Annotated in this window: 23 protein-coding genes and 1 pseudogene; 8 read left to right on the forward strand and 16 right to left on the reverse strand. The window is 61.9% G+C overall.

The annotated features are described in order from the left end of the window. The first annotated feature begins 12 nt into the window (after positions 1–12). Positions 13–1,278, forward strand: coding sequence for an ABC transporter substrate-binding protein (locus N2600_RS10500; RefSeq protein WP_018069549.1), 1,266 nt, complete (start codon positions 13–15; stop codon positions 1,276–1,278). 69 nt (positions 1,279–1,347) lie between these two features. Here N2600_RS10500 and N2600_RS10505 read toward each other — a convergent pair whose 3' ends face one another. Then, positions 1,348–2,328, reverse strand: a complete 981-nt coding sequence (locus tag N2600_RS10505) for a substrate-binding domain-containing protein (protein ID WP_222335192.1) — start codon at positions 2,326–2,328, stop codon at positions 1,348–1,350. Between the two features lie 311 nt (positions 2,329–2,639). Between N2600_RS10505 and N2600_RS10510 the strand changes: the two genes are divergently transcribed. After that, positions 2,640–5,486 (forward strand): M16 family metallopeptidase, encoded by a 2,847-nt coding sequence (locus N2600_RS10510; RefSeq protein WP_260298896.1) that lies wholly within the window; start codon positions 2,640–2,642, stop codon positions 5,484–5,486. A 13-nt stretch (positions 5,487–5,499) separates the two neighbouring features. Here the strand turns inward: N2600_RS10510 and N2600_RS10515 are convergent, their stop codons facing one another. The 3 genes from N2600_RS10515 to N2600_RS10525 form a co-directional block, all read right to left on the reverse strand. Then, entirely contained in the window at positions 5,500–6,180 is a 681-nt protein-coding gene (locus N2600_RS10515) for a GNAT family N-acetyltransferase (protein ID WP_260298698.1), read from the reverse strand. Beyond that, a complete protein-coding gene (locus N2600_RS10520; protein WP_222383965.1) occupies positions 6,180–6,668 on the reverse strand; it encodes a MarR family winged helix-turn-helix transcriptional regulator in 489 nt (162 codons plus the stop codon). The genes N2600_RS10515 and N2600_RS10520 overlap by 1 nt, the downstream gene beginning before the upstream one ends. Positions 6,669–6,782: 114 nt before the next feature. After that, entirely contained in the window at positions 6,783–7,949 is a 1,167-nt protein-coding gene (locus N2600_RS10525) for an MFS transporter (RefSeq protein ID WP_260298699.1), read from the reverse strand. A 215-nt stretch (positions 7,950–8,164) separates the two neighbouring features. Between N2600_RS10525 and N2600_RS10530 the strand changes: the two genes are divergently transcribed. Further along, positions 8,165–9,076, forward strand: coding sequence for an agmatinase (locus tag N2600_RS10530; protein WP_260298700.1), 912 nt, complete (start codon positions 8,165–8,167; stop codon positions 9,074–9,076). 47 nt (positions 9,077–9,123) lie between these two features. On the opposite strand, the pseudogene N2600_RS10535 reads toward N2600_RS10530, so the two are convergent. Next, positions 9,124–9,207 (reverse strand): annotated as a pseudogene (locus N2600_RS10535) (glycerol-3-phosphate 1-O-acyltransferase PlsY); the annotation flags it as partial. 68 nt (positions 9,208–9,275) lie between these two features. Here N2600_RS10535 and N2600_RS10540 point away from each other — a divergent pair. Next, entirely contained in the window at positions 9,276–10,784 is a 1,509-nt protein-coding gene (locus tag N2600_RS10540) for a winged helix-turn-helix domain-containing tetratricopeptide repeat protein (protein WP_260298701.1), read from the forward strand. 136 nt (positions 10,785–10,920) lie between these two features. Then, a complete protein-coding gene (locus N2600_RS10545) occupies positions 10,921–11,289 on the forward strand; it encodes a hypothetical protein (RefSeq protein ID WP_260298702.1) in 369 nt (122 codons plus the stop codon). Between the two features lie 31 nt (positions 11,290–11,320). On the opposite strand, the gene N2600_RS10550 is transcribed toward N2600_RS10545, so the two are convergent. The 9 genes from N2600_RS10550 to N2600_RS10590 all read right to left on the reverse strand — a co-directional run bounded on the left by N2600_RS10550 (position 11,321) and on the right by N2600_RS10590 (position 17,170). Continuing rightward, positions 11,321–11,782 carry a DUF411 domain-containing protein gene (locus tag N2600_RS10550; protein ID WP_260298703.1) on the reverse strand — a complete coding sequence of 154 codons (462 nt, stop codon included), beginning with the start codon at positions 11,780–11,782 and terminating at the stop codon, positions 11,321–11,323. A 56-nt stretch (positions 11,783–11,838) separates the two neighbouring features. Further along, positions 11,839–12,126: a copper-binding protein gene (locus tag N2600_RS10555; RefSeq protein ID WP_222383970.1), complete on the reverse strand. Its 288-nt coding sequence runs from the start codon at positions 12,124–12,126 to the stop codon at positions 11,839–11,841. 23 nt (positions 12,127–12,149) lie between these two features. Then, positions 12,150–12,629, reverse strand: coding sequence for a cupredoxin domain-containing protein (locus N2600_RS10560; RefSeq protein ID WP_003539697.1), 480 nt, complete (start codon positions 12,627–12,629; stop codon positions 12,150–12,152). Positions 12,630–12,664: 35 nt separating this feature from the next. Then, positions 12,665–14,011, reverse strand: a complete 1,347-nt coding sequence (locus N2600_RS10565; protein WP_260298704.1) for a multicopper oxidase family protein — start codon at positions 14,009–14,011, stop codon at positions 12,665–12,667. Between the two features lie 13 nt (positions 14,012–14,024). Next, positions 14,025–15,491 carry a TolC family protein gene (locus N2600_RS10570; protein ID WP_260298705.1) on the reverse strand — a complete coding sequence of 489 codons (1,467 nt, stop codon included), beginning with the start codon at positions 15,489–15,491 and terminating at the stop codon, positions 14,025–14,027. Next, a complete protein-coding gene (locus N2600_RS10575; protein WP_017964317.1) occupies positions 15,488–15,715 on the reverse strand; it encodes a hypothetical protein in 228 nt (75 codons plus the stop codon). The genes N2600_RS10570 and N2600_RS10575 overlap by 4 nt, the downstream gene beginning before the upstream one ends. Positions 15,716–15,809: 94 nt before the next feature. Beyond that, a complete protein-coding gene (locus N2600_RS10580; RefSeq protein WP_311319300.1) occupies positions 15,810–16,223 on the reverse strand; it encodes a hypothetical protein in 414 nt (137 codons plus the stop codon). A gap of 154 nt (positions 16,224–16,377) precedes the next feature. Next, positions 16,378–16,881 carry a cytochrome b gene (locus N2600_RS10585; protein ID WP_260298707.1) on the reverse strand — a complete coding sequence of 168 codons (504 nt, stop codon included), beginning with the start codon at positions 16,879–16,881 and terminating at the stop codon, positions 16,378–16,380. Positions 16,882–16,969: 88 nt separating this feature from the next. Continuing rightward, positions 16,970–17,170, reverse strand: a complete 201-nt coding sequence (locus N2600_RS10590) for a hypothetical protein (protein ID WP_260298708.1) — start codon at positions 17,168–17,170, stop codon at positions 16,970–16,972. Between the two features lie 228 nt (positions 17,171–17,398). On the opposite strand from N2600_RS10590, the gene copM reads away from it, so the two are divergent. From copM to N2600_RS10605, 3 genes are all read left to right on the forward strand, one after another. Then, positions 17,399–17,833 (forward strand): CopM family metallochaperone, encoded by a 435-nt coding sequence (gene copM / locus N2600_RS10595; RefSeq protein ID WP_222383976.1) that lies wholly within the window; start codon positions 17,399–17,401, stop codon positions 17,831–17,833. Between the two features lie 11 nt (positions 17,834–17,844). Beyond that, the gene (locus N2600_RS10600) at positions 17,845–18,177 is read left to right on the forward strand and encodes a four-helix bundle copper-binding protein (RefSeq protein WP_162119667.1); all 333 of its coding nucleotides are present in this window, start codon (positions 17,845–17,847) and stop codon (positions 18,175–18,177) included. A 113-nt stretch (positions 18,178–18,290) separates the two neighbouring features. Further along, positions 18,291–18,863: a cytochrome c gene (locus N2600_RS10605; RefSeq protein ID WP_222383977.1), complete on the forward strand. Its 573-nt coding sequence runs from the start codon at positions 18,291–18,293 to the stop codon at positions 18,861–18,863. A gap of 73 nt (positions 18,864–18,936) precedes the next feature. Here the strand turns inward: N2600_RS10605 and N2600_RS10610 are convergent, their stop codons facing one another. Further along, positions 18,937–19,617, reverse strand: a complete 681-nt coding sequence (locus N2600_RS10610; protein WP_222383978.1) for a peroxiredoxin-like family protein — start codon at positions 19,615–19,617, stop codon at positions 18,937–18,939. A 74-nt stretch (positions 19,618–19,691) separates the two neighbouring features. Next, positions 19,692–22,937, reverse strand: a complete 3,246-nt coding sequence (locus N2600_RS10615) for an adenylate/guanylate cyclase domain-containing protein (protein ID WP_260298709.1) — start codon at positions 22,935–22,937, stop codon at positions 19,692–19,694. Between the last annotated feature and the right edge of the window lie 30 nt (positions 22,938–22,967).

The raw sequence follows: 22,967 nt of genomic DNA on the forward strand, positions 1-22,967 counted from the left end.
GGAGAACGAGCGATGAAACATATCACCCAGCTTCTCGCCGCAGCGGCCGTCTCGATGGCAATCGCGCTTCCCGCGCACGCCGAGACGACGTTGACGGTTCACTACCCGATGCCGGGCTTCTTCAAGGACGTGATGGACACGATCTCGAAGAAGTTCATGGAAGAAAATCCCGACATCAAGATCCAGTTTGCCAGCCCGTCGGCCACCTATGAAGAAGGCATCCAGACGATCCTTCGCCAGGTCGGCACCAGCGAAATGCCTGATATCACCTTCATCGGCCTCAACCGCCTGCGCATGCTCGATGAGCGCGACGTCGCCGTCGATCTCGGCCCGCTCGTCCAGAAGGATGGCAACATGGCCGAGCAGGGCTTTTCCGACACGATCCTCAAGCTCGCCCAGGTCAAGGGCAAGCAGGTGGGCCTCGCTTTCGCGACCTCCAACCCGATCATGTATTACAACGCCGATCTCGTGAAGGCGGCCGGCGGCGACCCTGAAAATCCGCCGAAGACCTGGGACGAGGTCATCGCGCTCGGCGGCAAGATCAAGGCGCTCGGCAACGGTGTCGACGGCATCGATTTCCGCTGGCAGGGCGACGACTGGATGTTTTCGGCACTGCTCTTCGGCGCCGGCGGCAAGATGCTGAGCGACGACGAAAGCAAGGTCGCCTTCAACGGTCCGGAAGGCCAGAAGGCCGTCGAGGTCCTGCATCGCCTGGTCACCGAAGGCGGCATGCCTGTGTTCACCAAGGCCGCCGGCGAGCAGGCTTTCGCAGCCGGCAAGGTCGGCTTCGAGTTCCAGACGACAGGCGCGCTGCGCAATACGATCAAGAATGTCGGCAACAAGTTCGATCTGCGCACCGCCAAGATCCCGCTGATCGATCCGGCGAACGGACATCTACCGACCGGCGGCAACGCGGTCGTTATTCTGACGCATGACGCCGCCAAGCAGGATGCCGCCTGGAAGTTCGCCAAATTCGCCGCCGGTCCCTATGGCGCTTCCGTCGTCGTGCCCGGCACCGGCTATGTCCCGAACAACGAGCTTGCCGCAAAGTCGGCCGATTATCTCGGCGACTTCTACAAGCAGAACCCGCTATTCCAAGCAGGCCTCAGCCAAATGCCCGTGATGATCCCGTGGTATGCCTTCCCCGGCTCGAATGGCGTCAAAGTCACGCAGACGATCGTCGATAATCTCTCGCGCATCGTCGACCAGTCGGCCGAACCGAAGGAAGCACTCGACGACGCAGCCGCTGACGTCGAGGACATGCTGCCGCGCAGCTAAGCGCCTCATCGGGCAATAGGTTAGGGGCCGCCACGCCGCGCGTGTGGCGGCCTTCCTGTTTCGCAAGCTTTAGATGGCACGCACCGTGCCGCCGCGGCGCAACGTATAGGCGACATCGAGATGGCGGGCGGGGGCGGCGTTCTCGGCGATGTCGAGAAGCAGCGAGGCAGCGGTCGCGCCCATGCTGGCATCCGGCATTTCGATGGTCGTCAGCGGCGGATCGATCAGCCTGCCGATGGCGATGCCGTCGAAGCCGGCGACCGAAACATCCCCAGGCACCGACAGCCCCTCGCGCTTCAGCGCGCCGATGACGCCGAGTGCTAGCAGATCGTTGGAGGCGATGATCGCCGTCGGTGCAAGCGCGCTCATCGTGACGCCAAGATCGAGCTGGTCATAGCCGCTGACGAAGGGGATCTGCACGGCATCGAGCGGCGCGAGCCCGCTTTCCGCCATGGCGTCGAGATAACCCCGGTGGCGAAGCCGCGCGCGGTCGGAGGCGGCGAAATTGCCGGAGAGAAACAGAATGCGGCGATGGCCCTTGCTGATCAGGAATGTCGTGATCTCGCGGCCGGCGCCGCGGTTATCGGCGGTGACGGCCGCCGGAAACTGCGCTGTCGGCAGGTTGTTGAGCAGCACGGTCGGCGGCAGCTTCGCAAGCAGCGCCTCGCTGGTCGATGGATCGCAGACCGTGAGGATCAGCCCGGTCGGCCGGTCGTTCAACAATGCGGCGACGGCATCGGCCTCGCGCGCCGGATCGTAATTCGACTGGGCGATCAAGACGCCATGGCCGGCCACCAGCATGCGGTTCTGGATACTCGACAGCGAGGAGGCGAAGACCGGATTGGTGATGCTGGGGATCAGAACGCCGACCACGGGCCTGCGTCCGAGCCGCCCGGTGGACAGGCCGGCCGGGCGATAGCCGAGTTCCGCAGCCGCACGGCGCACCTTGCGAACCATCAGATCGCTGGCCGGGCCGTTGCGGTTGAGAACACGGCTTGCGGTCGCCAGCGAGCATCCTGCCCGGAATGCGACCTGCTCCAACGTCGCCATCGAAAGCGCCTCCTGGTGACAGCATCGAGGCGCAATCCTTTAGGCGGGTTCGATGACATTGGTCTGACACTCAGAGCATGATGCCGAAAAGTGTGAGCGGTTTTCGGACGACATCATGCTCTAACTCTTTAATTGAGAACAGGATTCAGATTTTAGGCCGACCGGGCCTAAAATCATCCTGTTCTAAGCAGAGTTATCTACTTCTTATTCATTTCATTTGTTCACACACATGGAAGTTGCTGGGGAATGCAACCTGTGGAATAGTAAGGTTGACGCCATCTACCCTCTTCATTCTCATCACTTGGACAAGAATGTCTCACAAAAAAATGGAATGCTCCACGGCGTGGTGGTTTTTTGCGACGGCCTCGCTCGTTGCAAACTTCGCGTTGCCGGCCTATGCGGACACCCCGTCGGTGCCCTGGCCACAAACGCAAAGCGACATCCAAGCCGAGTCCGATGTGCATTTCGGCACGCTCGCCAACGGTATGCGGTTTGCGATCACGCGCAATGCCACGCCGCCCGGACAGGCAGCTATCCGCTTTCGCATTGGCTCCGGTTCGCTCGACGAAAACGACGACCAGCAGGGCCTGGCGCATGTTCTCGAGCACATGGCCTTCAAGGGTTCGACACATGTCGCCGAAGGGGAGATGATCCGTATCTTGCAGCGCAAGGGCTTGGCCTTTGGACCGGACACCAACGCCCATACCTCTTATGACGAGACCGTCTATGCGCTCGATCTGCCCGAGGTCGATGCAGACACGATTTCGACGGGCCTGATGCTGATGCGAGAAACGGCGAGCGAGCTGACCCTCGATGCCAGCGCTTTTGATCGCGAACGCGGCGTCATTCTGTCGGAGGAGCGGCTGCGCGACACGCCGCAGTATCGCGCGTCACTCGGAATCATGAATTCGCTGCTCGCCGGCCAGCGCGCGACCATACGCGCGCCGATCGGTAAAGCCGACATCATCACCAATGCGCCCGTGGACCTCGTCCGTGATTATTACCGGGCCAATTACCGACCTGACCGGGCAACGCTGATAGTGGTGGGCGATATCGACCCCGCTGCCATGGAAGTCGAAATCCGGCAGCGCTTCGGCGACTGGAAGGCCGTGGGTCCGGCGCCGACAAAAGCGGATCTTGGCGCGCTTGTGACGAAGGGCGGAAGCGCCGAGGTCATCGTCGTTCCCGGCGGCATGACCAGCATACAGATCGCCTGGACGCGTCCCTATGATGCCGCGCCTGACACCTTCGCCAAGCGCCGCGCTGGGCTTATTGAGGATCTCGGTTTTCTGGTGCTCAAACGTCGGGTGAGCGCCGTGGCCAGCAAGGCGGATGCCCCTTTCATCAGTGCGGACGTCGGCTCCCAGGATCTCCTCGATTCCGCCCATATCGTCCTGATCGCGGCGAATTCGGAGCCGGACAAATGGCAGGCGGCGCTCACGGCCATTGACCAGGAACAGCGCCGAATCCAGGAGTTCGGCGTTGCGCAGGCGGAGATCGATCGCGAAATCCGCGAATATCGCTCGGCCCTGCAGGCTGCTGCGGCCGGAGCCGCCACGCGGATGACCACCGACATTGCTTCCATGTTGGCTCGCAGCGTCGATGACGATCAAGTCTTCACCTCGCCCGCCGAAGACCTCTCAATGTTCGAGACCATGACGAGCGGCGTCACGGCGGACGAGGTCAATCGGGCCTTGCAGCCTGCTTTCTCCGGCAACGGTCCGCAGGTCGTGCTACAGACCGACCAATCACCTAAGGGCGGGGCCGAAACGGTTCGGCAAGTCTATGACGCTTCAAATGCCATTGCCGTCTCGGCACCATCCGGTGCAACTGACGTCGCCTGGCCCTACACCCATTTCGGCGAACCGGGCGCTGTGGTCGAACGTCGTGCGGTTGAAGATCTCGGCTTGACCATGGTGCGCTTTTCCAACGGCGCACGGCTTACCGTCAAGCCAACCAGGCTGCATGCCAACGAAGTGCTGGTGCGCGAAGATATCGGCCGCGGTCGGCTGGACCTGCCGCACGACCGTTCCGCCGCGATCTGGGCATCTCCGGCCGTCGTGCTGTCTGGCGTAAAGGCCATGGATTACCAGGATATACAGAAAGCGCTGACGGCCAACATTGTCGGCGTCGACTTCTCGGTCGGCGACAGTTCCTTTAGGTTCGACGGTCGTACACGGACTGAAGATCTTGCGACGCAGCTGCAGCTGATGAGCGCATATACCTCCGATCCCGCCTATCGCCCCGAGGCGTTCAAGCGTGTGCAGCAGGCCTATTTGAGCGGCCTCGATCAGTATGACGCGTCGCCTAGCGGCGTTTTCAGCCGCGATTTCGCAGGTCTCGTGCATTCCGGCGACCCGCGCTGGACCTTCCCCGACCGCGCGCAGTTGTCCGCCGCCAAGCCAGATGAATTCGAGGCGCTGTTCCGGCCTATGGTGTCCAATGGTCCCATCGACATCACCATCGTCGGCGACGTAACGGTGGACGACGCAATCCGCCTAACGGCTGAAACCTTTGGCGCATTGCCGCCGCGCCCGGAGACGGGGTCGAGCAACGCTCGGGACGACGTGCATTTTCCGGCAACGACCGAGAAACCCGTTTTACAGACCCATAGCGGCAGGGCAGATAATGCCGCCGCCGCCGTAGGGGCTTCCATCGGCGATTTGCTCTCCGATCTGCCGCGGTCCTTCACCGCCAATATTGCCACCCAGATTTTCCAAAACAGGTTGATCGACCAGTTTCGCATTGCAGAAGGAGCAAGTTATGCCCTGCAGGGCGATGTTGAACTTTCAAGGGAAGTTCCCGGCTACGGCTACGCATATTTCTACGTCGAGACCGACCCGGCAAAGGTTGCGCGCTTCTATGCACTTGTCGACGAGACCGCCAATGATCTGCGGTCGCATGATGTCTCCGAAGACGAGCTCGCGCGCGCCCGGGAACCCATCATCGAGACATTGAAGCATCAGCAGCAGAGCAACGAATATTGGATCGCATATCTGCACCACGCCCAGACGGACTCGCGTCGTTTGGACCGGATACGCGATAGTCTCAGCGGCTACGGCAAGGTCACCGCCGGGGATATCCGCGCGTTTGCCGCGGCCTATTTGAGCCCGGAAAAATTCTGGAAATTCGAAGTGCTGCCGGCGGTGGTACGATAGGTGTTGACCACGCTCAGGAACGACGTTTGACCACGCGCATGTTCATCTCCGACCGAAGCGCGAAGCCGTGTGTCTTGTAAAGCGAAATGGCGGATGTGTTCGCCGCATAGGCATGCAGATAGGCCGTGTCGCCGTAGGATGCGATCTCGCCGGCGACGAAACGGAAGAGCAGGGTGCCGAGGCCGCGTCCCTGGAAATCGGGATGGGTGCAAAGGCCGCTGAGCTCGATGAAGCCTGTTTGCCGCATCCGCTGCCCGGCCATCGCCACCAGCCGGCCTTCACTCTTGATACCCCAGAAGCTGCCGAGGCTCTGGGCTCGCAACGTGAACGGCCCGGGTTTGGTCAGTGTCGCCAAATCAAGCATGTCGGCGGCATCGGCCTCGGTGAGCGGCTGGATGCGGGAATCCGAAAGCCTCTCATGGGGCCGCTCGGCTACCATCTGGACCAGCGATGCTTCCGCGACGACGGCAAGACCCGGTGGAATGGCGATCGGACCTGATTCGACGAGGATCATGCTCTCCTCAGGTAAAGGAAGGTCCTCCAATGCGTCGAGGCTCTCCGGCGTATCGTCGGCGGACGCCGCGAAGGGAACGATGGAAGGTGGGTAGCGCCGCGCGGACTTGCCGCCTTCGGCAAGATCGGTGTGGGCGGTCTCCAGCGCGCTCCAGATCGGCCGGTCGAGGATATGAGGCATTATCGTTCCTCCTTGGCGGCGTTGCGGCGCGCAAGCGGTGCCACCGCAAGCCCGTCCTCGATAGCGGCCAGCTGTTCGAGGATCGGTCCGTCGAGATCGCCGCAGAGATCGGCAACGGCGGCGGCGATGCGCGGCCAGATCACCTTCTTTGAATGATCGATGAGATCCTGCCCCTTGTCGGTCAGCGAGACCAATCTGCGACGCTGATCATCCGGTGCCGGCTGCATGTCGACGTAACCGAGTTCGAGAAGCTGGCCGATGGTTCGGGTTGCGCCGGGCTGGGTAATGCCCACCGCCTGCGCAAGCTCGCCGATCGTCAGCGGCCCGGCCCGGTCGATCGCCGCAAGGAACGGATACTGGCCCGCTTGGATGCTGAGACCGGCCTCGTCGATGACCTGCTGCGTATCGGCCTGCAATCTCTCACCGATGCGCCGCAGCCGGCTGCCCATGCACAGAAACCCAAGCGTTCGGACCACATCCTCGACCATGCCGATCTCCATTTGTATTGGATGTTATATAACATATTATGCATTCAATGGCAATGCTTCTGCGGAAAGGGCCGGCAGATGAATCCGGGCAGGCGGCACGAACCAGTGCCTCGATCAGCCCCGCCATCTCCTCGCTATCAGAAACACCACCAGCGCACAGCTGAGCAGGCCAAGGGATAATGGCAGCCCCTGATGTCCGATCAGTTGCATCGCCAGTCCTGTTGCCGGCGAGCCGACAATGCCGCCGATACCCCATACCAAGGCGAAGGCCGCATTGCCGGCGATCAAGGCTTGGCCAGTGAACCGCTCGCCGAGCTGGATCAGCGACAGGGTGTAGATCCCGAACGAGACCCCGCCCCAGACGAAAACCAGTGGCCAGATCAGCCAGGTGGTGAAGACCGGCGGCAGCAGCAGGCAGCCGGTGAGACAAGCCAGGACGCAGAATGACATCGTCCGCGTCGAGCCGAACCGTTCGGCGATGCGCCCGAGCAAAATCTGCAGCACGGCATTACCGGCGATGAAGCAGGTGATGAGCGACGCGATGCGCTCTTCGGCGCTGCCGAGCGCTGCGCCATAGACCGCGAACAGGGAAAGCAGGATCTGCTCGAAGCCGGCAGCCGTGAAAACCGCAAACAACATCAGCGGCGCCAGTGGGAAGAAACCGCCGACCGATGTTGCCTCGCCTTCATCAGGCATGCCGGGCAGACGAGGGGCGACCGCAAGCACGATCAGGCCGCAGAGGAGGAAGGCCGTTATACCAATCATGAAGGGTGGCCAACCCTCGGCGCCGGTAAGGCCGAGTGACAGTGGGCCGATGGCGAATCCAGCCGAAACGATCGATGAATAGAGGCCCATGATACGGCCCCGGCGTGGCGCCGGCGTGAGCGAGATCAGCCAGGTCTCGCTGATCACGTAAAGCGGATTGGCGAAGAAGCCGAGCAGGAAGCGCAGCAGCATCCAGGCCCATACGTCCTGCATCCAAGCAATTGCAAACAGGGTGAGAGCGGCCAGGATCGAACACAGGATCGCAAGCCGCCCTCCGCGGACACGCCGCGAAAGCGCCGGAATGAACGACGCTGATATGATGAAACCCAGCGGCGTCATCGCCGCCGACAAGCCGATCAGGCCTGATGTCGTTCCCTGCCGCTCCAGGATGAAACTCAGCAACGGATAGGTCAGCCCCTGCGCCACGGCGAACACCGTGACGGTCGCGATGATACCCGCCATCGCGGCCCAGGGGATCCGATCCACGCGTGGTGATGTGATGCTTTCGGCAGTCATGCAGATGCCCTCGTCAGACCGTATGGTTGAAGGTCCGGGTAAACCTCAACCTCAATGAGGATGAATTCTGCAGGAGGCGTGGAGCGTCGTACTTAAGTATTTCCAAAAAGTTCTCAAAAACGTCCAAAGCGACTAAACAGGTCAGCATCAAATTTTGCCCCGACCGCAACCCATCACCACCAAAATTCCGCCGGACATCATCAGGACCATCTGGAATGACCGCTTCACCTTCCTTTCTCGGCCTACCCTGTCACCTTGCCGATGGACGTTTGCCCCGTGCGGTGATCTTCGCAGCCGCTCACGGCAGCACCTATCCCGGCAAGGACAGCAGCGGCTACGCCCTGGCCCCTCATGCGATCCGCGCTGCGAGCCAGGACGATGCCCCGCTCGTCGAGCACTGGGATTTCGATCTCGGAGGGCCGCTGTTCGACGGTGGGCCGGTCTCATGCATCGATGCCGGCGACATCCAGACCACGATGCACGATAATGCCGGCAACCGGGCCCGGATCGAGGCGAAGACGCGCGAGGTGCTGAAATTGCCGGCTATCCCGATCCTGCTCGGTGGCGACTGTTCCGTGACCTTTCCCTTCCTCGCTGGCTTTGCGGATCAAGGGCCGGTCTGGGTCCTGCAGATCGACGCCCATATCGACTGGCGCGATGAGGTGCATGGCGAGCGCTACGGCTATTCAAGTCCGATGCGTCGGGCGAGCGAGATGCCGCATGTCGCCGGCATGGTGCAAGTCGGTCTTCGTAGCGTCGGCGGCGCGCGCGCCACCGACGTCGAGGCGGCTCAGGACTATGGCAGCCGCTTCGTGACCGCTCGCGAGGTTCACGCTGAGGGCGTCGAAGCTGCCCTCCAGCATATTCCGGAAGGAGCCCAGGTCGTCGTCACCCTCGATTGCGACAGCATCGATCCCAGCATCATGCCGGGCGTGGCGGCGCGTACTCCCGGCGGCCTCACCTACACTGAGGTGATCGATCTGATCGCTGGCCTCGGCAGGCGGGCGAGGATTGCGAGATTCGACCTTGTCGAACTCTATCCTCCCGCCGACATAGACGGCCTGTCGGCGCTAACCGCCGCGCGCATTCTCGTCAATGCGATCGGCGCCATCGTCCGGCAATATTGAAACCCTGCTTCCTCTGAGCAAGCAGTGCATGGTGCTGCATTTCGCCTCTAGGCGACCTTGCCAAGACGTGGCTCCGTCCCAGCCAGAAGCCGCCGAATGTTGGCGCAATGTCGTGGAATCACGTAAATGCCGTCGATACCATGCGACCTAAGCGGACGAACAGTTCCATCCAAGCTTTAAAGACTCTAGGATGCGCCCTATGCAGGGGTCACGCTTTGCTTTTGGTCCGTTTGTGCTTGATCCGGCTGCGGGAACGCTTCTTCGGAATGATGATCCCGTTGCCGTTGGCCACCGCGGGGTAAAGCTGCTTGCAGCACTCGTCGCGCGGCCCGGCGAAATCCTCGGCAAGGCCGAGTTGATGGATGCGGCCTGGCCGGGCAGGATCGTCGAGGAAGGCAACCTCACGGTCCAGATCGCGCAGCTGCGCAAGCTGCTCGGTCCGGCTATCGATGGCGGTGAATGGATCTCCACGGTGCCGCGCGTCGGCTACCGCTTCATAGGCGCCATCAATCAGCTCGGCGGCGTGAAGCGAAAACCTCTGCCGCTGCCCGACGAACCATCGATATCAGTGCTGCCCTTCGTCAATATCAGCAACGATCCCGAACAGGAATCCTTCGCCGATGGGCTGACCGAAGACCTGATCACAGACCTCTCCAGGATACAGGGCCTGTTCGTCATCGCCCGCAACTCGGCCTTCGCCTACAAGGATAAGGTGAGGGATATGCGCGAGATCGCCGAGGAGCTTGGCGTGCGCTACCTGCTGCAGGGCAGCGCAAGACGCGTCGAGGCGCGCGTGCGCATCAATGCTCAGCTGGTCGATGCGGCAAGTGGCGATCATCTATGGGCGGAACGCTTCGATCGCAGCCTGGACGATGTCTTTGCCGTTCAGGACGAGGTGACGGCCAAGATCGTCGAGGCGCTGCTCGGCCGGCTGCGCGCACCGCCGCCGCGCAACCGGCCTAAAAATCTCGAGGCTTACGATCTCTGCGTGCGGGCGCGCAGGCTGATGGATGACACGCCGCTTGCGGCGCGGGAAGCGCATCTGATGCTGACGCGCGCGATTTCGCTCGATCCCGACTATGCCGAGGCCTATCGCTGGCTTGCCATGAACCACTGGATGGGAGAGGTGCATTCCGCCGGACCAACGCAACCCACCCGAAGCCTTGCTTTGGAGCTGGCGCGCAAGGCCGTCGCGATCGACCCCAATGACGCCGGCTGTCGCTGGGTCCTGGCTTATCTGCTCGCCTATGAGCGCAGCTTTGCCGAGGCGGATGCGGGATTCGCCAAGGCGATCGAACTCGACCCGAACGAGGCCGACACTTTTGCGGCATTATCCGACATCACGGTCCTGGCTGGGCGGGTCGGGGAGGGCCTTGAGCATATCGCCAAGGCTTTCCGGCTGAACCCGTTTCCGGCAAGTTGGTACTATCTGGCGCTCGGCCAGGCGCAATATGCCGCCGGCCAATACCAAGCCGCTGTCGAGACGCTGCGCAGCGACGAGACCTATCGCACGAGCTCACGCCGTTTCCTGGCAGCAAGCCTTGCCCAGCTCGGCCGGCTCGACGAGGCGCGCGCCGAGGTCGAACTGTTCCTCGTTGCCAACCCGGGTTTTTCAACGCGTCACTGGGCTGCGACCGAGCCATTTCGCGACGCTCGGACGCTTGCGCATTTCATCGATGGTTACCGCAAGGCCGGTCTTCCCGAGTAGCACCGGCGCGCCTCAAAGACGGCCGGCCGCGGTCGTCTCCCGCGTCATCGATAAAGACCTGCCCGCGAGGCTCTGCATCGTCGCAGAGCCTCCGCGCATATGATAGGATCGGGATGCGTTGACCACGGGAGGGGAAATGCGCCGAGTCCTTCTGTCTCTGATCCTTTGCGCGCAGTCCGCATCGATGTCGGCGGCGTCTGGGCATGTCGTCTTCCACACCGCTTCGTTCGGCAGCGGCCGCTCGGTCAGTCTCGGTCTGGCCGGGGGCGGGCCTGCCCGCGATCCCGCCTTTGATTTCGACGTCGTCATCACACTCTCGGAATTCGACGGTGGCGGGACAGTGATCTATCGGGACGGAGGAAGACACGAGGCGAGCGTGCGCTGCGTTTCGCCCGCCATGGTGCGGATCAATTCCGCCGACTATATGGTTGACGTGTCGGCGCCGGCGGGAGCCGACTGGAAGCATGATCTCTGGGCAGCGCTCTGCTCCGCTCCAGTTTCCTGAGCGGCATCTCGGCCTTGATTGATCGAGGGCATCAGCCCTTCCGGGGACGAACCTCCATGAACACGTATGGCGCGCCGGTTCCCGAGGGGACCGCATACACTGCATAGGACGCCTGCGGATCGTCGCCCATTCCCAGGGAGCCAGGTGGCATGCCCGGCACGGCCAGCCCTCGGACTGGCGGTCGCTCCTGCAACAGGCGTCGGACGGCCTCGAGCGGTACGTGTCCCTCGAGGTAGTATTTCTCGATGACGGCGGTGTGGCACCCCTGCACCTCGACCGGTACACCCAACTGGGCCTTGAGCGCTGCAAGGTCGTCGGTGTCGCGGGCGTCGACCGAAAATCCTGCTGCCGCCATTGCCTTCGACCATTCATGACAACAGCCGCAGCTGGGATCCTTGTAGACCGTCATTTTCGCCTCCGCGGCGGCGTGTGCCCCTCTGCCAAAGAACGCCAGGGTGGATGCCGCTATTGCAATGAAGCTTCTCCTGTACATCGTCTCCACTCCTTGATGTCCTGCCGCCCGGATCGGGGCCGGGCGGCAGGAGCCCATTATTTTACTTCAGTGACGGTCAGCTTGCCATTCACGCGTTCGGCGACGAACTCGATGTTCGAGCCTTCCTTCAGTCTTTCCAGCAGGGCCGGGTCTTCGACCCGGAAGACCATCGTCATCGCAGGCATGTCGAGGTTCTTCAGATCCTCATGCTTGATGGTGACCTTGTTCGCCTTGATGTCTACCTTGTTGACGACACCCTTGGTGAATTCCTGGGCGAACGCGCCGAAGGCCGCGCTGGCAGAGAGCAGGGCGGCTAGGCTGATTTTGATCATGGCAGTTTTCATGTTCTTGGCTCCTTTTCTGCGGATTATTTCCCAGCGACGGTGACGTCGCCGTGCATGCCGGCTTCGTAGTGGCCGGGGATCAGGCAGGCGAACTTGAACTCGCCGTCGGTGGTGAACTTCCAGACGATCTCGCCGGATTGACCGGCCGGAAGGCGGATGGAATTGGCGTCGGCATGTTCCATCTCCGGAAACTTCTCCATGACCTTCTTGTGCTCCAGAATCTTATCTTCCTGATCGAGGACGAATTCGTGGTCGACGGTTCCGGCATTCTTGATCGCGATCTTGACCGTCTGCCCTTTGCGGACGTTGAACACAGCGGGGGTGAACAGCATTTTCCCGTCGTCGGTTTCCTTCATCGTGACGCGGATCGTCTGCGTTGCTTTGGCTTTATCGCCAGGTTCGCCAATGGCCATTTTTTCACCGTGACCGCCAGCGTGATTGCCGGAGGCGAGGGCAGGCGATGCGAGGGCGACCAGCGCCAGTGCCAATACATAATTCTTCATGCGTAAATCCTTTTTTGGATGTGGGAGGTTGAGCCTCAACCGTTTTTCGGTTTCGGCGTGATTTGCGTTTTCGCGTCTTTGGCCTTGGTCGCGTCCGGCAATTCGCCAGTCCATTCCCAAGCCTGGGTCCCGGGTGGGTTTTCGTACCAACCCGGATCGGAGTAATCGTCCGCCGAGATACCCTCGCGGACCTTCACGACCGAGAACATGCCGCCCATTTCGATGGGGCCGTGCGGCCCCCAGCCTGTCATCATGGGAACGGTGTTCTCGGGGATGGGCATTTCCATTTCGCCCATGTCGGCCATGCCCTTGGTACCCATGGGCATGTATTCCGGCTGCAGCTTCCTGATCTTCTCGGCGACCTTCGATTTCTCCGCACCGATGAAGGTCGGGATGTCGTGACCCATGGCATTCATCGTGTGGTGCGACTTGTGGCAATGGATCGCCCAGTCGCCGAGATACTTGGCATCGAACTCGTAAGCACGCATCGCGCCGACCGGGATGTCGATGCTCACCTCGGGCCACCGCGCCTCCGGCCGTACCCAGCCGCCGTCGGTACATGTCACTTCGAAATCGTAGCCGTGCATGTGGATCGGATGGTTCGTCATGGTGAGGTTGCCGACCCGCACCCGCACCCTGTCGTTCCTGGAAACGACCAGCGGGCTGATGTCCGGAAACACGCGGCTGTTCCAGCACCACATGTTGAAGTCGGTCATCTCCATGATCCGCGGCACATAGGAGCCGGGATCGATGTCGTAGGCGTTGAGCAGGAAGACAAAGTCGCGATCGACGCGCATGAACGTCGGATCCTTGGGATGGACAACGAAGAAGCCCATCATGCCCATGGCCATCTGCACCATCTCGTCGGAATGCGGGTGGTACATGAAGGTGCCGGATTTCACGAGGTCGAACTCGTAGACGTAGGTCTTGCCGACCGGAATGTGCGGCTGCGTCAGCCCGCCGACGCCGTCCATGCCCGATGGCACGAGCATCCCGTGCCAGTGGATCGTCGTGTGCTCCGGCAGCTTGTTCGTCACGAAGATGCGGACGCGGTCGCCTTCGACCGCCTCGATGGTCGGCCCCGGAGACTGTCCGTTGTAGCCCCAGAGATAGGCGGTCATGCCGTCGGCCATCTCGCGCTCGACTGGTTCGGCGACGAGGTGAAACTCCTTGACGCCGTTGTTCATCCTGTGGGGCAGGGTCCAGCCATTGAGGGTGACCACCGGCTGATAGTCCGGACCTGAGGCCGAGTGGAGTGGCGGCTGCATGTCCGCGGATTCCATTGTCGGTGCGTCGGGCAGCCCCATCGCCGACGTCTTCGTCCAGGCGGCTGTGGTGAGCAGAGCGGCGCTGGCTCCAAAAAGTTGTCGTCTGTTGAACATGATGTGTCCTTTCTTAATGACCGCCGCCAGCGCTGCCTTCGGAAGCAGCGGCGACCTCGGTCTCTGCCGACACCTTCGTCGCGCCGCCGCCGTAGATCGCAGGCGCGAGGTTGGCTTCGGCCAGCCAGAACTCGCGCTTTGCGTTGACGGAGAGCAGGATGGAGTTGATCTTGTCACGGGTGTCGGTGAGCAGCTCGAACGTGTTCGAGATCATGCCATTGTAGGTCAGCAGGGATTCTTCCTCGACCTTGGTGCGAAGCGGTACGACGTCGTTGCGGTAGTGCCGCGCGATATCGTAGTTCGAGCGGTAGGCTTCGTATGCCGATCTCGCCTCCGAACGGACATTGACGGCCTTCTCCGCCAGCAGATTCGCGGCCCGCATATATGCGACTTCTGCCTTGCGCATCCGGGCCTTGCCCGTATCGAAGATCGGGATTGCGAACTCCAGTTCGACCTGAGCGGTCGTCCTGGTCTTCTTCTCGTCGTCCTCGATTTCCCGTTCCGTTTCGAAGCCCGTCAGGATTTCGAGGTCGGTGACATAGCGCGTTGCTTCGGTCAGGCCATACGACCTGGCAGTGGCTTCGAGTTCGAGCTTTGCGACCTGGAGGTCTATCCGATTTCGGAGTGCTTCGGCCTCGATGGTGTCTCGCCTGGCGACGGACTTGGGTAGCGGGGGCAGACCGTTGGGAACCTGGTAGTCCAGGTCAGTGCCCCAGAGGCCCATCAGCCGCGTCAACTCCTCCTTGGCGAGACGGGCCGCCAGCCGGGCCTTCGCTGTCTCTCCGGCGAGTTCAGCAACAAACACATGTTCGCGGGCCTGGGCGCCCTTGGTCATCGCACCGGTCTCGCCCAGCTTCTCCGCGAGCTCGGAAGCGGCGTCCGCCGCGGCCTGGGCACGCTGGAGCTGCGCGACGTTCTCCCAGGCCGCGACCGCGCCGATCCAGGCCCGCCGGGTGTCGGCAGCGACCTGAAGCGTCTTCACGGCCGCGGTCAGTTGCGACTGCCGAAAGCGAGTGTCGGCGATCGCGATATCCCTGTTTCTCGTGGCAAGCGCCAGGATGTTCGTCGTGATCATTCCCTCGATCGTCTTGAACGCCCCCAGCTCCGGCGTCCCCATGCCGGTCGTGCCGATGGAGACGGTCGGGTTGAGGAACATCGTCGACTGCCAGGCGTCGGCGGCGCTGTCGCCAAGATCGGCGTAGGCGGCCTGCAGACCCTTGTTGTTGAGCAGCGCGATCTGGACGGATGTTTCGACGTCGAGGGTCTTCCTTCGCGCGAGCAGGCTTCTGACCTGCGCGGCCGCCGACCGGGCTTGGTTCTGGTTCTGGATCCAGACGGTCTCTTTCGCCGTGACAGTGGCGGTCTTGTTGAAAACGGCGGTGAAGCCCGCTTCCTTGCTGGAATACTCGGCGTCTGTGGCGCAGCCGCTCAACACCATCGGGAATATCAGCGCCACCAATGTTCTTCTTGGCTCGATCATGAGGCGTCTCCATTCGCTGGAGACTGCAGATCGTTCTGTCTACGCCATGGCTTGGGATCGACGGGCTGCCTGGTGACGTAGCCCGAGATCGGCGACCGGTATGCGGCCGGGCGCGCGGACGGCTGTTCGACCGCTGCGGGGGACGCCACCACGTCGGGAGGAAGCGTGGATGCGCAGCCGCCGACAAGAAGCGGCAGCCCCACCACGAAAAGCGAGGGTTTCATTATGAAATTTCCGAATAAGAGAAAGCCTACGGTGCGCCCGCCCGAATGCGGGGCAGGCGACCGACTGGACCCGATCGAGCGGGCGCGTCTCTATTCAGATATTGGGGGGACGGTGGAGAGTCGGAAGTTCCCCAAGTGTCGTCCGGTCGTCAATAAATTCCCGGATGGAATTCACGATGGGTCCGCCGACGTCGGGACCTTCACAAATGATGCCAAGCCCGCCGCAGAAATCCTTGCAGCATTCCTGCTTGACCAGCTTCGATACGCCATCTGCATCATCACCGACGTCGCCCTGCGAATGGTCATGAGCAGCCATCTTCGTCATGTCATGGCCATCGTGATGCTGCATTGCATCGGACTCGGACAGTACCGCTGCCACCTCGGGGAAGGAGGAGCCATGCATCGCGGCGCTGGCGTTCGACAGCGAGTACCCTGCCAGTGATACGACGATCACCAGCCGCATCATCACGAGCAGCCTGCTCATTGCGATTCGGTACATATTGCCCATGCTCCTCGAACTACATGCAAAGCAGATCGATTTCAATTGCGACTCATCTGTCGTCGATGTTCGCGTCCTTTATGTGGCACGGAACCGCCCGTCCCGTTCAGTCCTGGTGTTCTCAGCCATGAGCGGCCGCTGCGTCGTGCTGATATTCGCCACGTTACAGATCCTCGGCTGACCGCTTCCGGCGCGGGAACACCATCCGGTCGACTGTCTCGTCACGGACGACGAGCGTGTGCCAGATCGCCGCGGCGAGATGCAGCGCCACCATCGCCAGGATCATCTTCGACCCGACGACGTGGTACGGCGCGATCTCGAACCAGAAGTAGCTCGCGACAAATCCCATGCAGGCCTGTCCGATGATTGCGGCGTAGAAGGCGTGATGAAGCGTCGCGGCGGCTCGCCCGGTCCATGTGCCGGGCGCGCCGGTCTCGGGCGGGTGAAGGACACGAAGAGCCAGCCGCAGGCCCATCAGCAGGCCAATCGCCATTCCCGCGTAGTTGTGGAGCTGGTGCTGGACGACGTCCCAAGGCGATGGCGTCATCCCCATGTGGACGGCGTGGTGGGTTCTTTCGATGCTGCCGCCCGTCAGATACTGGACCGGCACCAGGAGGGCGATCAGCCAGTGAAGTCCTATCTGGGCTAGCGAATAACCAGGTTTCATCGAATTTTTCCGAGCGCGAGGCGCAGACTAGCCGGCGATCGTTAATGCTTCCTCATCGGCCGTTGCCAAAACGCAAGGCCGCCACAGATCACTGGTACTGTGGAACAATGCCGCTGCTGCACAGTTCGGCGCCGGAAGGGAACCCAGCCGAATGAGACTTGGAAGCATCTTCCTGTACGCTCAGCTTTTGGTCGTCGCTCTCCTGGTGACGGCGAATCCTTTCGGCATGGCCACGGCGCGAAGCGTTCCAAGCCAGCACTGTGCCGTCGTGGGCGAGCGTGATCACCATGTGCGGCACGCCCACGGCATGCAGGCCGGGTGCTGTTCGACGATGCACTGCTGTCCGATCCTTCCGGAACTTGCGAAGGTCGCGGCTCCGCGCTTTGAACCGGGGAAGCATGAAGCGACGCAGTCCGTCGACAGGCCGCTCCTGCTGATCCGTGCGATCGATCCGCCGCCCCGATTTCAGGCGGGCTGACACGGACCAAACAATCAACCAGATTTCGGAGATCGAAACATGAAGACGTTCACCAAGCTTGCCTTGTGCTCGGCAGTCGCCGCCTCCTTCGCAATCCTGCCGTCGGGCGCTTCCGCCAAGTCGACGATGGCCTATCCGGAGAAATGCAAGTCCGAAAGCATGAAGACCGACATGTCGAAGATGGACATGTCGGGCGGCATGCCGATGGGCGACATGACCGAGTACCAGAAGGCGTCGATGGACGGCATGAAGGACATGCACATGAACATGATGCAGGGGATGATGAAGAAGGACGCCGATATTTCCTTCGTCTGCGGCATGATCGCCCACCATATGGGCGCCATCAGCATGTCGGAGGTCGAACTCAAGTACGGCGACAATGAAGAGGCCAAGCAGATGGCCCAAAAGGTCATCGAAGCCCAGAAAAAGGAGATCGAAGAGATGTCCAAGTGGGTGGACAAGGAAGCCAAATAGGAGATTGAGCCATGCATCAGATGTCGACCGAGATGAAAGCCTGCATCAACAACTGCCTCGCCTGCTACAGCGAATGCCTGTCGATGGCCATGGGCCACTGCCTGGAACTGGGCGGCGAACATACCAAGCCTTCGCACTTCAAGCTGATGATGGCCTGCGCGGAGATCTGCCGGACCTCTGCGCACTTCATGCTGATCGGCTCGGAGCACCACAAGCATGTCTGCCGGGAATGCGCAGAAATCTGCGGCCAGTGCGCCGAAGACTGCGAGCGGGTGGGCGACATGCAAAGCTGCGTCGACGCCTGCCGCCGCTGCGCCGATAGCTGCAGCAAGATGGCAGCGTGATCGGGGAGGGCGGTCTCCGTCCGCCCTCTTCCTGCCCAGATGAGAACGGATATCCGGTGAAACCACGGATATCCGAAAGCAATTGGCATGGCTCGGTTTGGAACGCAGCGTTTATGAAACAGACCGCTTACATGAAGAAGGTTGGACTGCTCTCCATCGTGGGAGCAGTCCTGATGGCGGGGGTTCCGTCGCCAGCCGCGGAGGACCTCGTCTCCCGTCGACAGGCGGACATGAAGGCCATGGCCGCCGCGGCGAAGACAATCTCCGGCATGTTCAAGGATCCGGCGGCCTATAAGGCCAGCGAGTTCAAATGGGCGGCCGACACCATCCGTGACAAGTCCGGGAGCGTTCTCTCCGCACATTTCGCCTCCGAGGCCGCCAATCTGCAGTCGAAGACCGGGCCGCAGTCGAAGGCCAGGCCGAACATCCTCGCAGAGCGCGACCGGTTCGACCGCATCGCCAACGATCTGCGCGACTACGCCGTCGCACTGGATGCCGCCGCGCAGAACAACCCCGGGCCGATGACTGCCAGCATGCGCATGAAGCCCGGAGAGGCCATGGGCGGCGGTCCTTTCGGCACTCATGTTCGCAACGAGCAGGAGCTGCTGGCAATGCCGGCGGAACACGCGTTCCACCTCATGCTTCAGACCTGCACGACCTGCCACGCCAGGTTCAGGATGGAATAAGGGCGATCATGCGGGACCGGGAATGGCTCGCCTTGTTCAAGCGCCCGACCTTTCAAGCACGGCCTCATTCGCTTCAAACAGCCATGTTCGACGCTGCCGACATCACTTCCCGAGGGGCGGGACCGCCGAACATATGGCGGCCATCCTCCTCGACTTCCGTGAAACACCAGCGCACGACGCCATCTCGATCGAGCAGGAATTCGCCGACGAGTTGGCCGTGGCCGGTGGCGATCATCTGCTTGTCATCCTCGGTAAACTCATAGCCGTCCGCCTTGTCGAGGAATTCCGACGCCGCCATCGGGTCCATAGGCGCTGGAAGCTCGCCCGGCATGTCGATGCGCATCGACATCACCGTGTTCATGCTGACTTTGCGCGGCCACTCATTCTCATCTTCGGTGAACTGCAGATTCGGCAGGCCGAAGGCCCTGTGCGATACCCGTTCCGGGTCCGAGGCCGCCAGCAGATTGGGAAGCGGATGGTAGCGGAAATAAAGGCGGGCGCGCTCGATCGGCGTGTTGACGACGGTCAGGCTATCGATGCCCTTCTCCTGCAATGCGCCGGTGAGTTCGGCCATGGCGGCGATTTGCCGGCGGCAGAAGGGGCAATGCAATCCGCGGAACAACCCGACGAGCACCGGCTTCTGGCCGCGAAAATCGTCGATGGCGACCTTGCCCTGGCGGGTGATCGCATCCAGCACCACGTTCGGCGCGCGATCTCCCGGCTGCAATGGTCTTGCGGCGTGGTTCTCCTGCATGTTTCGTTCCTCCCTTTATGTTTTTGAATCGATTTGCCAAATCGATCTCCGGCGATCACTGCAACGAGGACAGGTCAGTCGAGAAACGGCAAGACGACGAGCGTGCCTGGATCGAGGTTGTGGCGGATGCACACATCCTGCGCCAGCGTGAAATACCGTTCCGCCTCGTCCATGTCGTCATGCTCAAGGCTGAGTGTCGCCAAGCCATCATAGCACGGAAAGAGCAGTTGCGGTTCATCAATTTCCTTCGCAACCTCAAGGGCTTCCTCGTAATACTTATGAGCTAGCTTCGGCTGCCCGTGGCACTGATGAATCTGGCCCAGCACGATCAGCGGCACGGAGAGATGGTCGCGTTGATCAAGCGCCCGGTCGATTTCGACGGCCTTCTCCGCCGCCGGTACACCCTCGGCGGCGCAGCGATCGGTGAAGGTACAGCATGCAACCGCGAGGTTGGCGAGAAGGCGCGCCTGGAAGCTGAGATCGCCGATACGGGTCGCAACCTCCAGACCGCGCCGACAGATTCTGATGGCGTTGGCGGGATCGACAATCGTGTAGAGAACACCGAGATTGGAATAGGCGCGACAGGCGGCACTTTGCAGATCGGCCTTTTCGGCAACCGAGAGGCTGCGCTCCACTTCCTGTACGGCCTCGCGGCGACGTCCGAGCCGCGCAAAGGCCGCACCCTTGGTATTCAGCGCCTCCGCCATCGCTCGCGCTGTCTCCCGTCCGGCCTCGGTCGTCCCGTCGATCGGCAGCGTTTGCAGGCATTGCAGCGCCTGCGTCGCCCACTCGGCGGCAGCGGCCTGATCCCCCATGCGGAAAGCCAGATGGCCGCGCTCCTGCAGGACATGGGCACGTTCGACCGGCGCATCGATCGTTGCGATCATCGCTTCGGCTTCGGCCAAATGTGTCTCCGCTAGATCGCGGCGTCCTGCATCGAGATGCAAACGGCCGATCTTGCGCAATATCCTCGCTGCGGCAATAGGATCGTCTTTGGTGCGGTGGATCGCCAGCGCTCGCTGATAATGGTTCAAGGCGGCGTCGCGCAGGCCCGCTGGGCCGCAGAGATCGGCAAGACGCTCCAACAGCGCCAATTGCTCCGATGTCACCTCCGCCTCGTTTGCGAAGGCCGCAAGGGCCTGACGGTAGAGGCGCATTGCGTCGTCATTGGCGTAGGCCTTGCGCGCCAGATCGCCCGCCGCCATCAGATAGGTAGCGCCCTTGGCCTTTTCGGTGGTCAGGCTGAAGTGATGGCCGAGCTGCGCCAGATGCTCGGGCCGGTCGGGCGCTGCACCATATTGACGTTCCAGAACCCGGCCGATCCGTTGATGAAGCTCCATGCGCCGTTGCAGCAGGAGATTGTGATAGATGACGTCATGCATCAGCGTCTGGCTGAAGCGATAGCCCGGCGGTCCGCCGGCATCCGGCCCACGCAATTCCTCTATGATATTGGCATCGCAGAGATGATCCAATGCGGCATCGATGGCGGCTGGGTCGGTGGCGATGGTGCGGAGCAGGGCGGTATCGAATTTCGGGCCGACCACCGCCGCCTCTTGGGCCAGCCGTCTGATCTCCTGTGGCAGACGATCGACGCGGGCAAGCAACAGGGCTTGCAGGTTCACCGGCATATCGACATCCGTGTCTTCCGCTGCGACATGCCAGCGCTGGCCGTCATTGTGCAACGTGCCCATGTCGATCAGCACCCGAAGGATTTCTTCGATGAAAAGCGGATTGCCGCCGGCGCGGTCGAGGATGCGCTTGCGCATCGTCACCGGCAACTTGGCATAGCTCTCGCCAAAAAACGCAGCAAGCAGCTTCTGCCCGTCGGCCGCAAAGAGTGGGGCAAGACGCTGCACGGTGACGCTGACACGATTGGAGTCCAGTGGGTCGGTCTGCGATGTCGGCCGGTAGATCGCAAGCAGCATCAACCGGCTGCGCTCCAGCCGGTCCATCATGAAGCGAAGGACTTCCAGCGAGGCAGCGTCCGCCCAGTGCAGATCCTCGATGACAAGCAGCAGGGGACCTTGCGCCAGCCGCCGCTCGAAGACGGTGCGGACGGCATAGAAGATCTGCCGCCGCAGCTGCTCCGGCTCGATGTGCCGCAACGCGCCATCGGGATCGCCGAGGCCGAGAACATGCAGAAAGAGCGGCAAAAGTCCCTCGACCTCCTCCTGCGTCAGATCGAGCGCGCGGAACCCTGTTGCCAGCGATTGCCGCGCCCTGTCGAGATCGTCTCGCTCGCCGATGCCATAGGCGCTGCGCACGACCGCGCCGAGCGTTCCATAGGATTGTTCGCCGAGGGGAGAGCAGGTCGCTTTGCGGATGGCGAGGCCTTGGAAACGGGCGGCATTGCTGGCTATCGCGACGAATTCATTGACCAGCCGCGACTTGCCGATGCCCGCTTCGCCGATCAGGCGGACAAGCTGCGCAGCACCACCGCAGGCAAGATCGAGGCATGTCAGCAACCGCGACATTTCCGTATCCCGTCCGATCATCGGCGCCTGAAGGCCGAGACTCTCGAGCCCGCGCGCCGTGTGCGGCGCTTCCGACAGCCCTGTCAGCCGATGGACAAGGACGTTTCCGCTTTTGCCGCGCAACGCCTGCGCACCGAGACTCTCGAAGGCAAACGCATGGCGGGTGAGGCGATAGGTCAGCGGCCCGACAAGGATGTCGTTTTCGCCGGCCATGGATTGCAGGCGTTGGGCGGTGTTTACCGTGTCGCCGGTCACCGAATAGGATTTTGTACTGACCGCACCGAAGCCGCCGGTAACGACAGGGCCGCTATTGATGCCGATATGCAGACGCAGCGGCAAGCCGGCGCGGGCGTGCCAGCGCTCGCCGACCTGCGTCGCCCGACCGATCATATCGAGTGCGGCACCGAGCGCCCGGACCGGATCGTCCTCATGAGCGACCGGCGCGCCGAACAGCGCCAGCAGCGCATCGCCGACGAACTTGTCGACGAAGCCGCCATAGGCCTCGACCGCCTGGGTCATCTCTTCGAACAATTCGTTCTGCAGCACCCGCATGACTTCGGGGTCGATCTGCTCGCTCAGCGTCGTGAAGCCGCAGAGATCGGCGAAGAGCACGGTTACCGGCCGCCGGTCGGCGTCGCCCTCCGATTTAGACAGTACCGTCTCGATCTTAGGCTTTGTTGCGGGTTGGACTTTACCGGAAATCGGCGCGCCACATTTGGGGCAGAAGGCAAAATCGGGCTGACAGGGATTGCCGCAGGCGGCGCAGGAAAGCGGCTGCCTTGCGCCGCATCGCGGACAGAAAGCAAAACCGCTTTGAATATCGAAACCGCAGCCGGCGCACTCCATCGCACGCTTCTCACGAAAGCCCAAACTGTT

This window comes from Rhizobium sp. WSM1274 (assembly GCF_025200775.1).
Classification (GTDB): domain Bacteria; phylum Pseudomonadota; class Alphaproteobacteria; order Rhizobiales; family Rhizobiaceae; genus Rhizobium; species Rhizobium leguminosarum_I.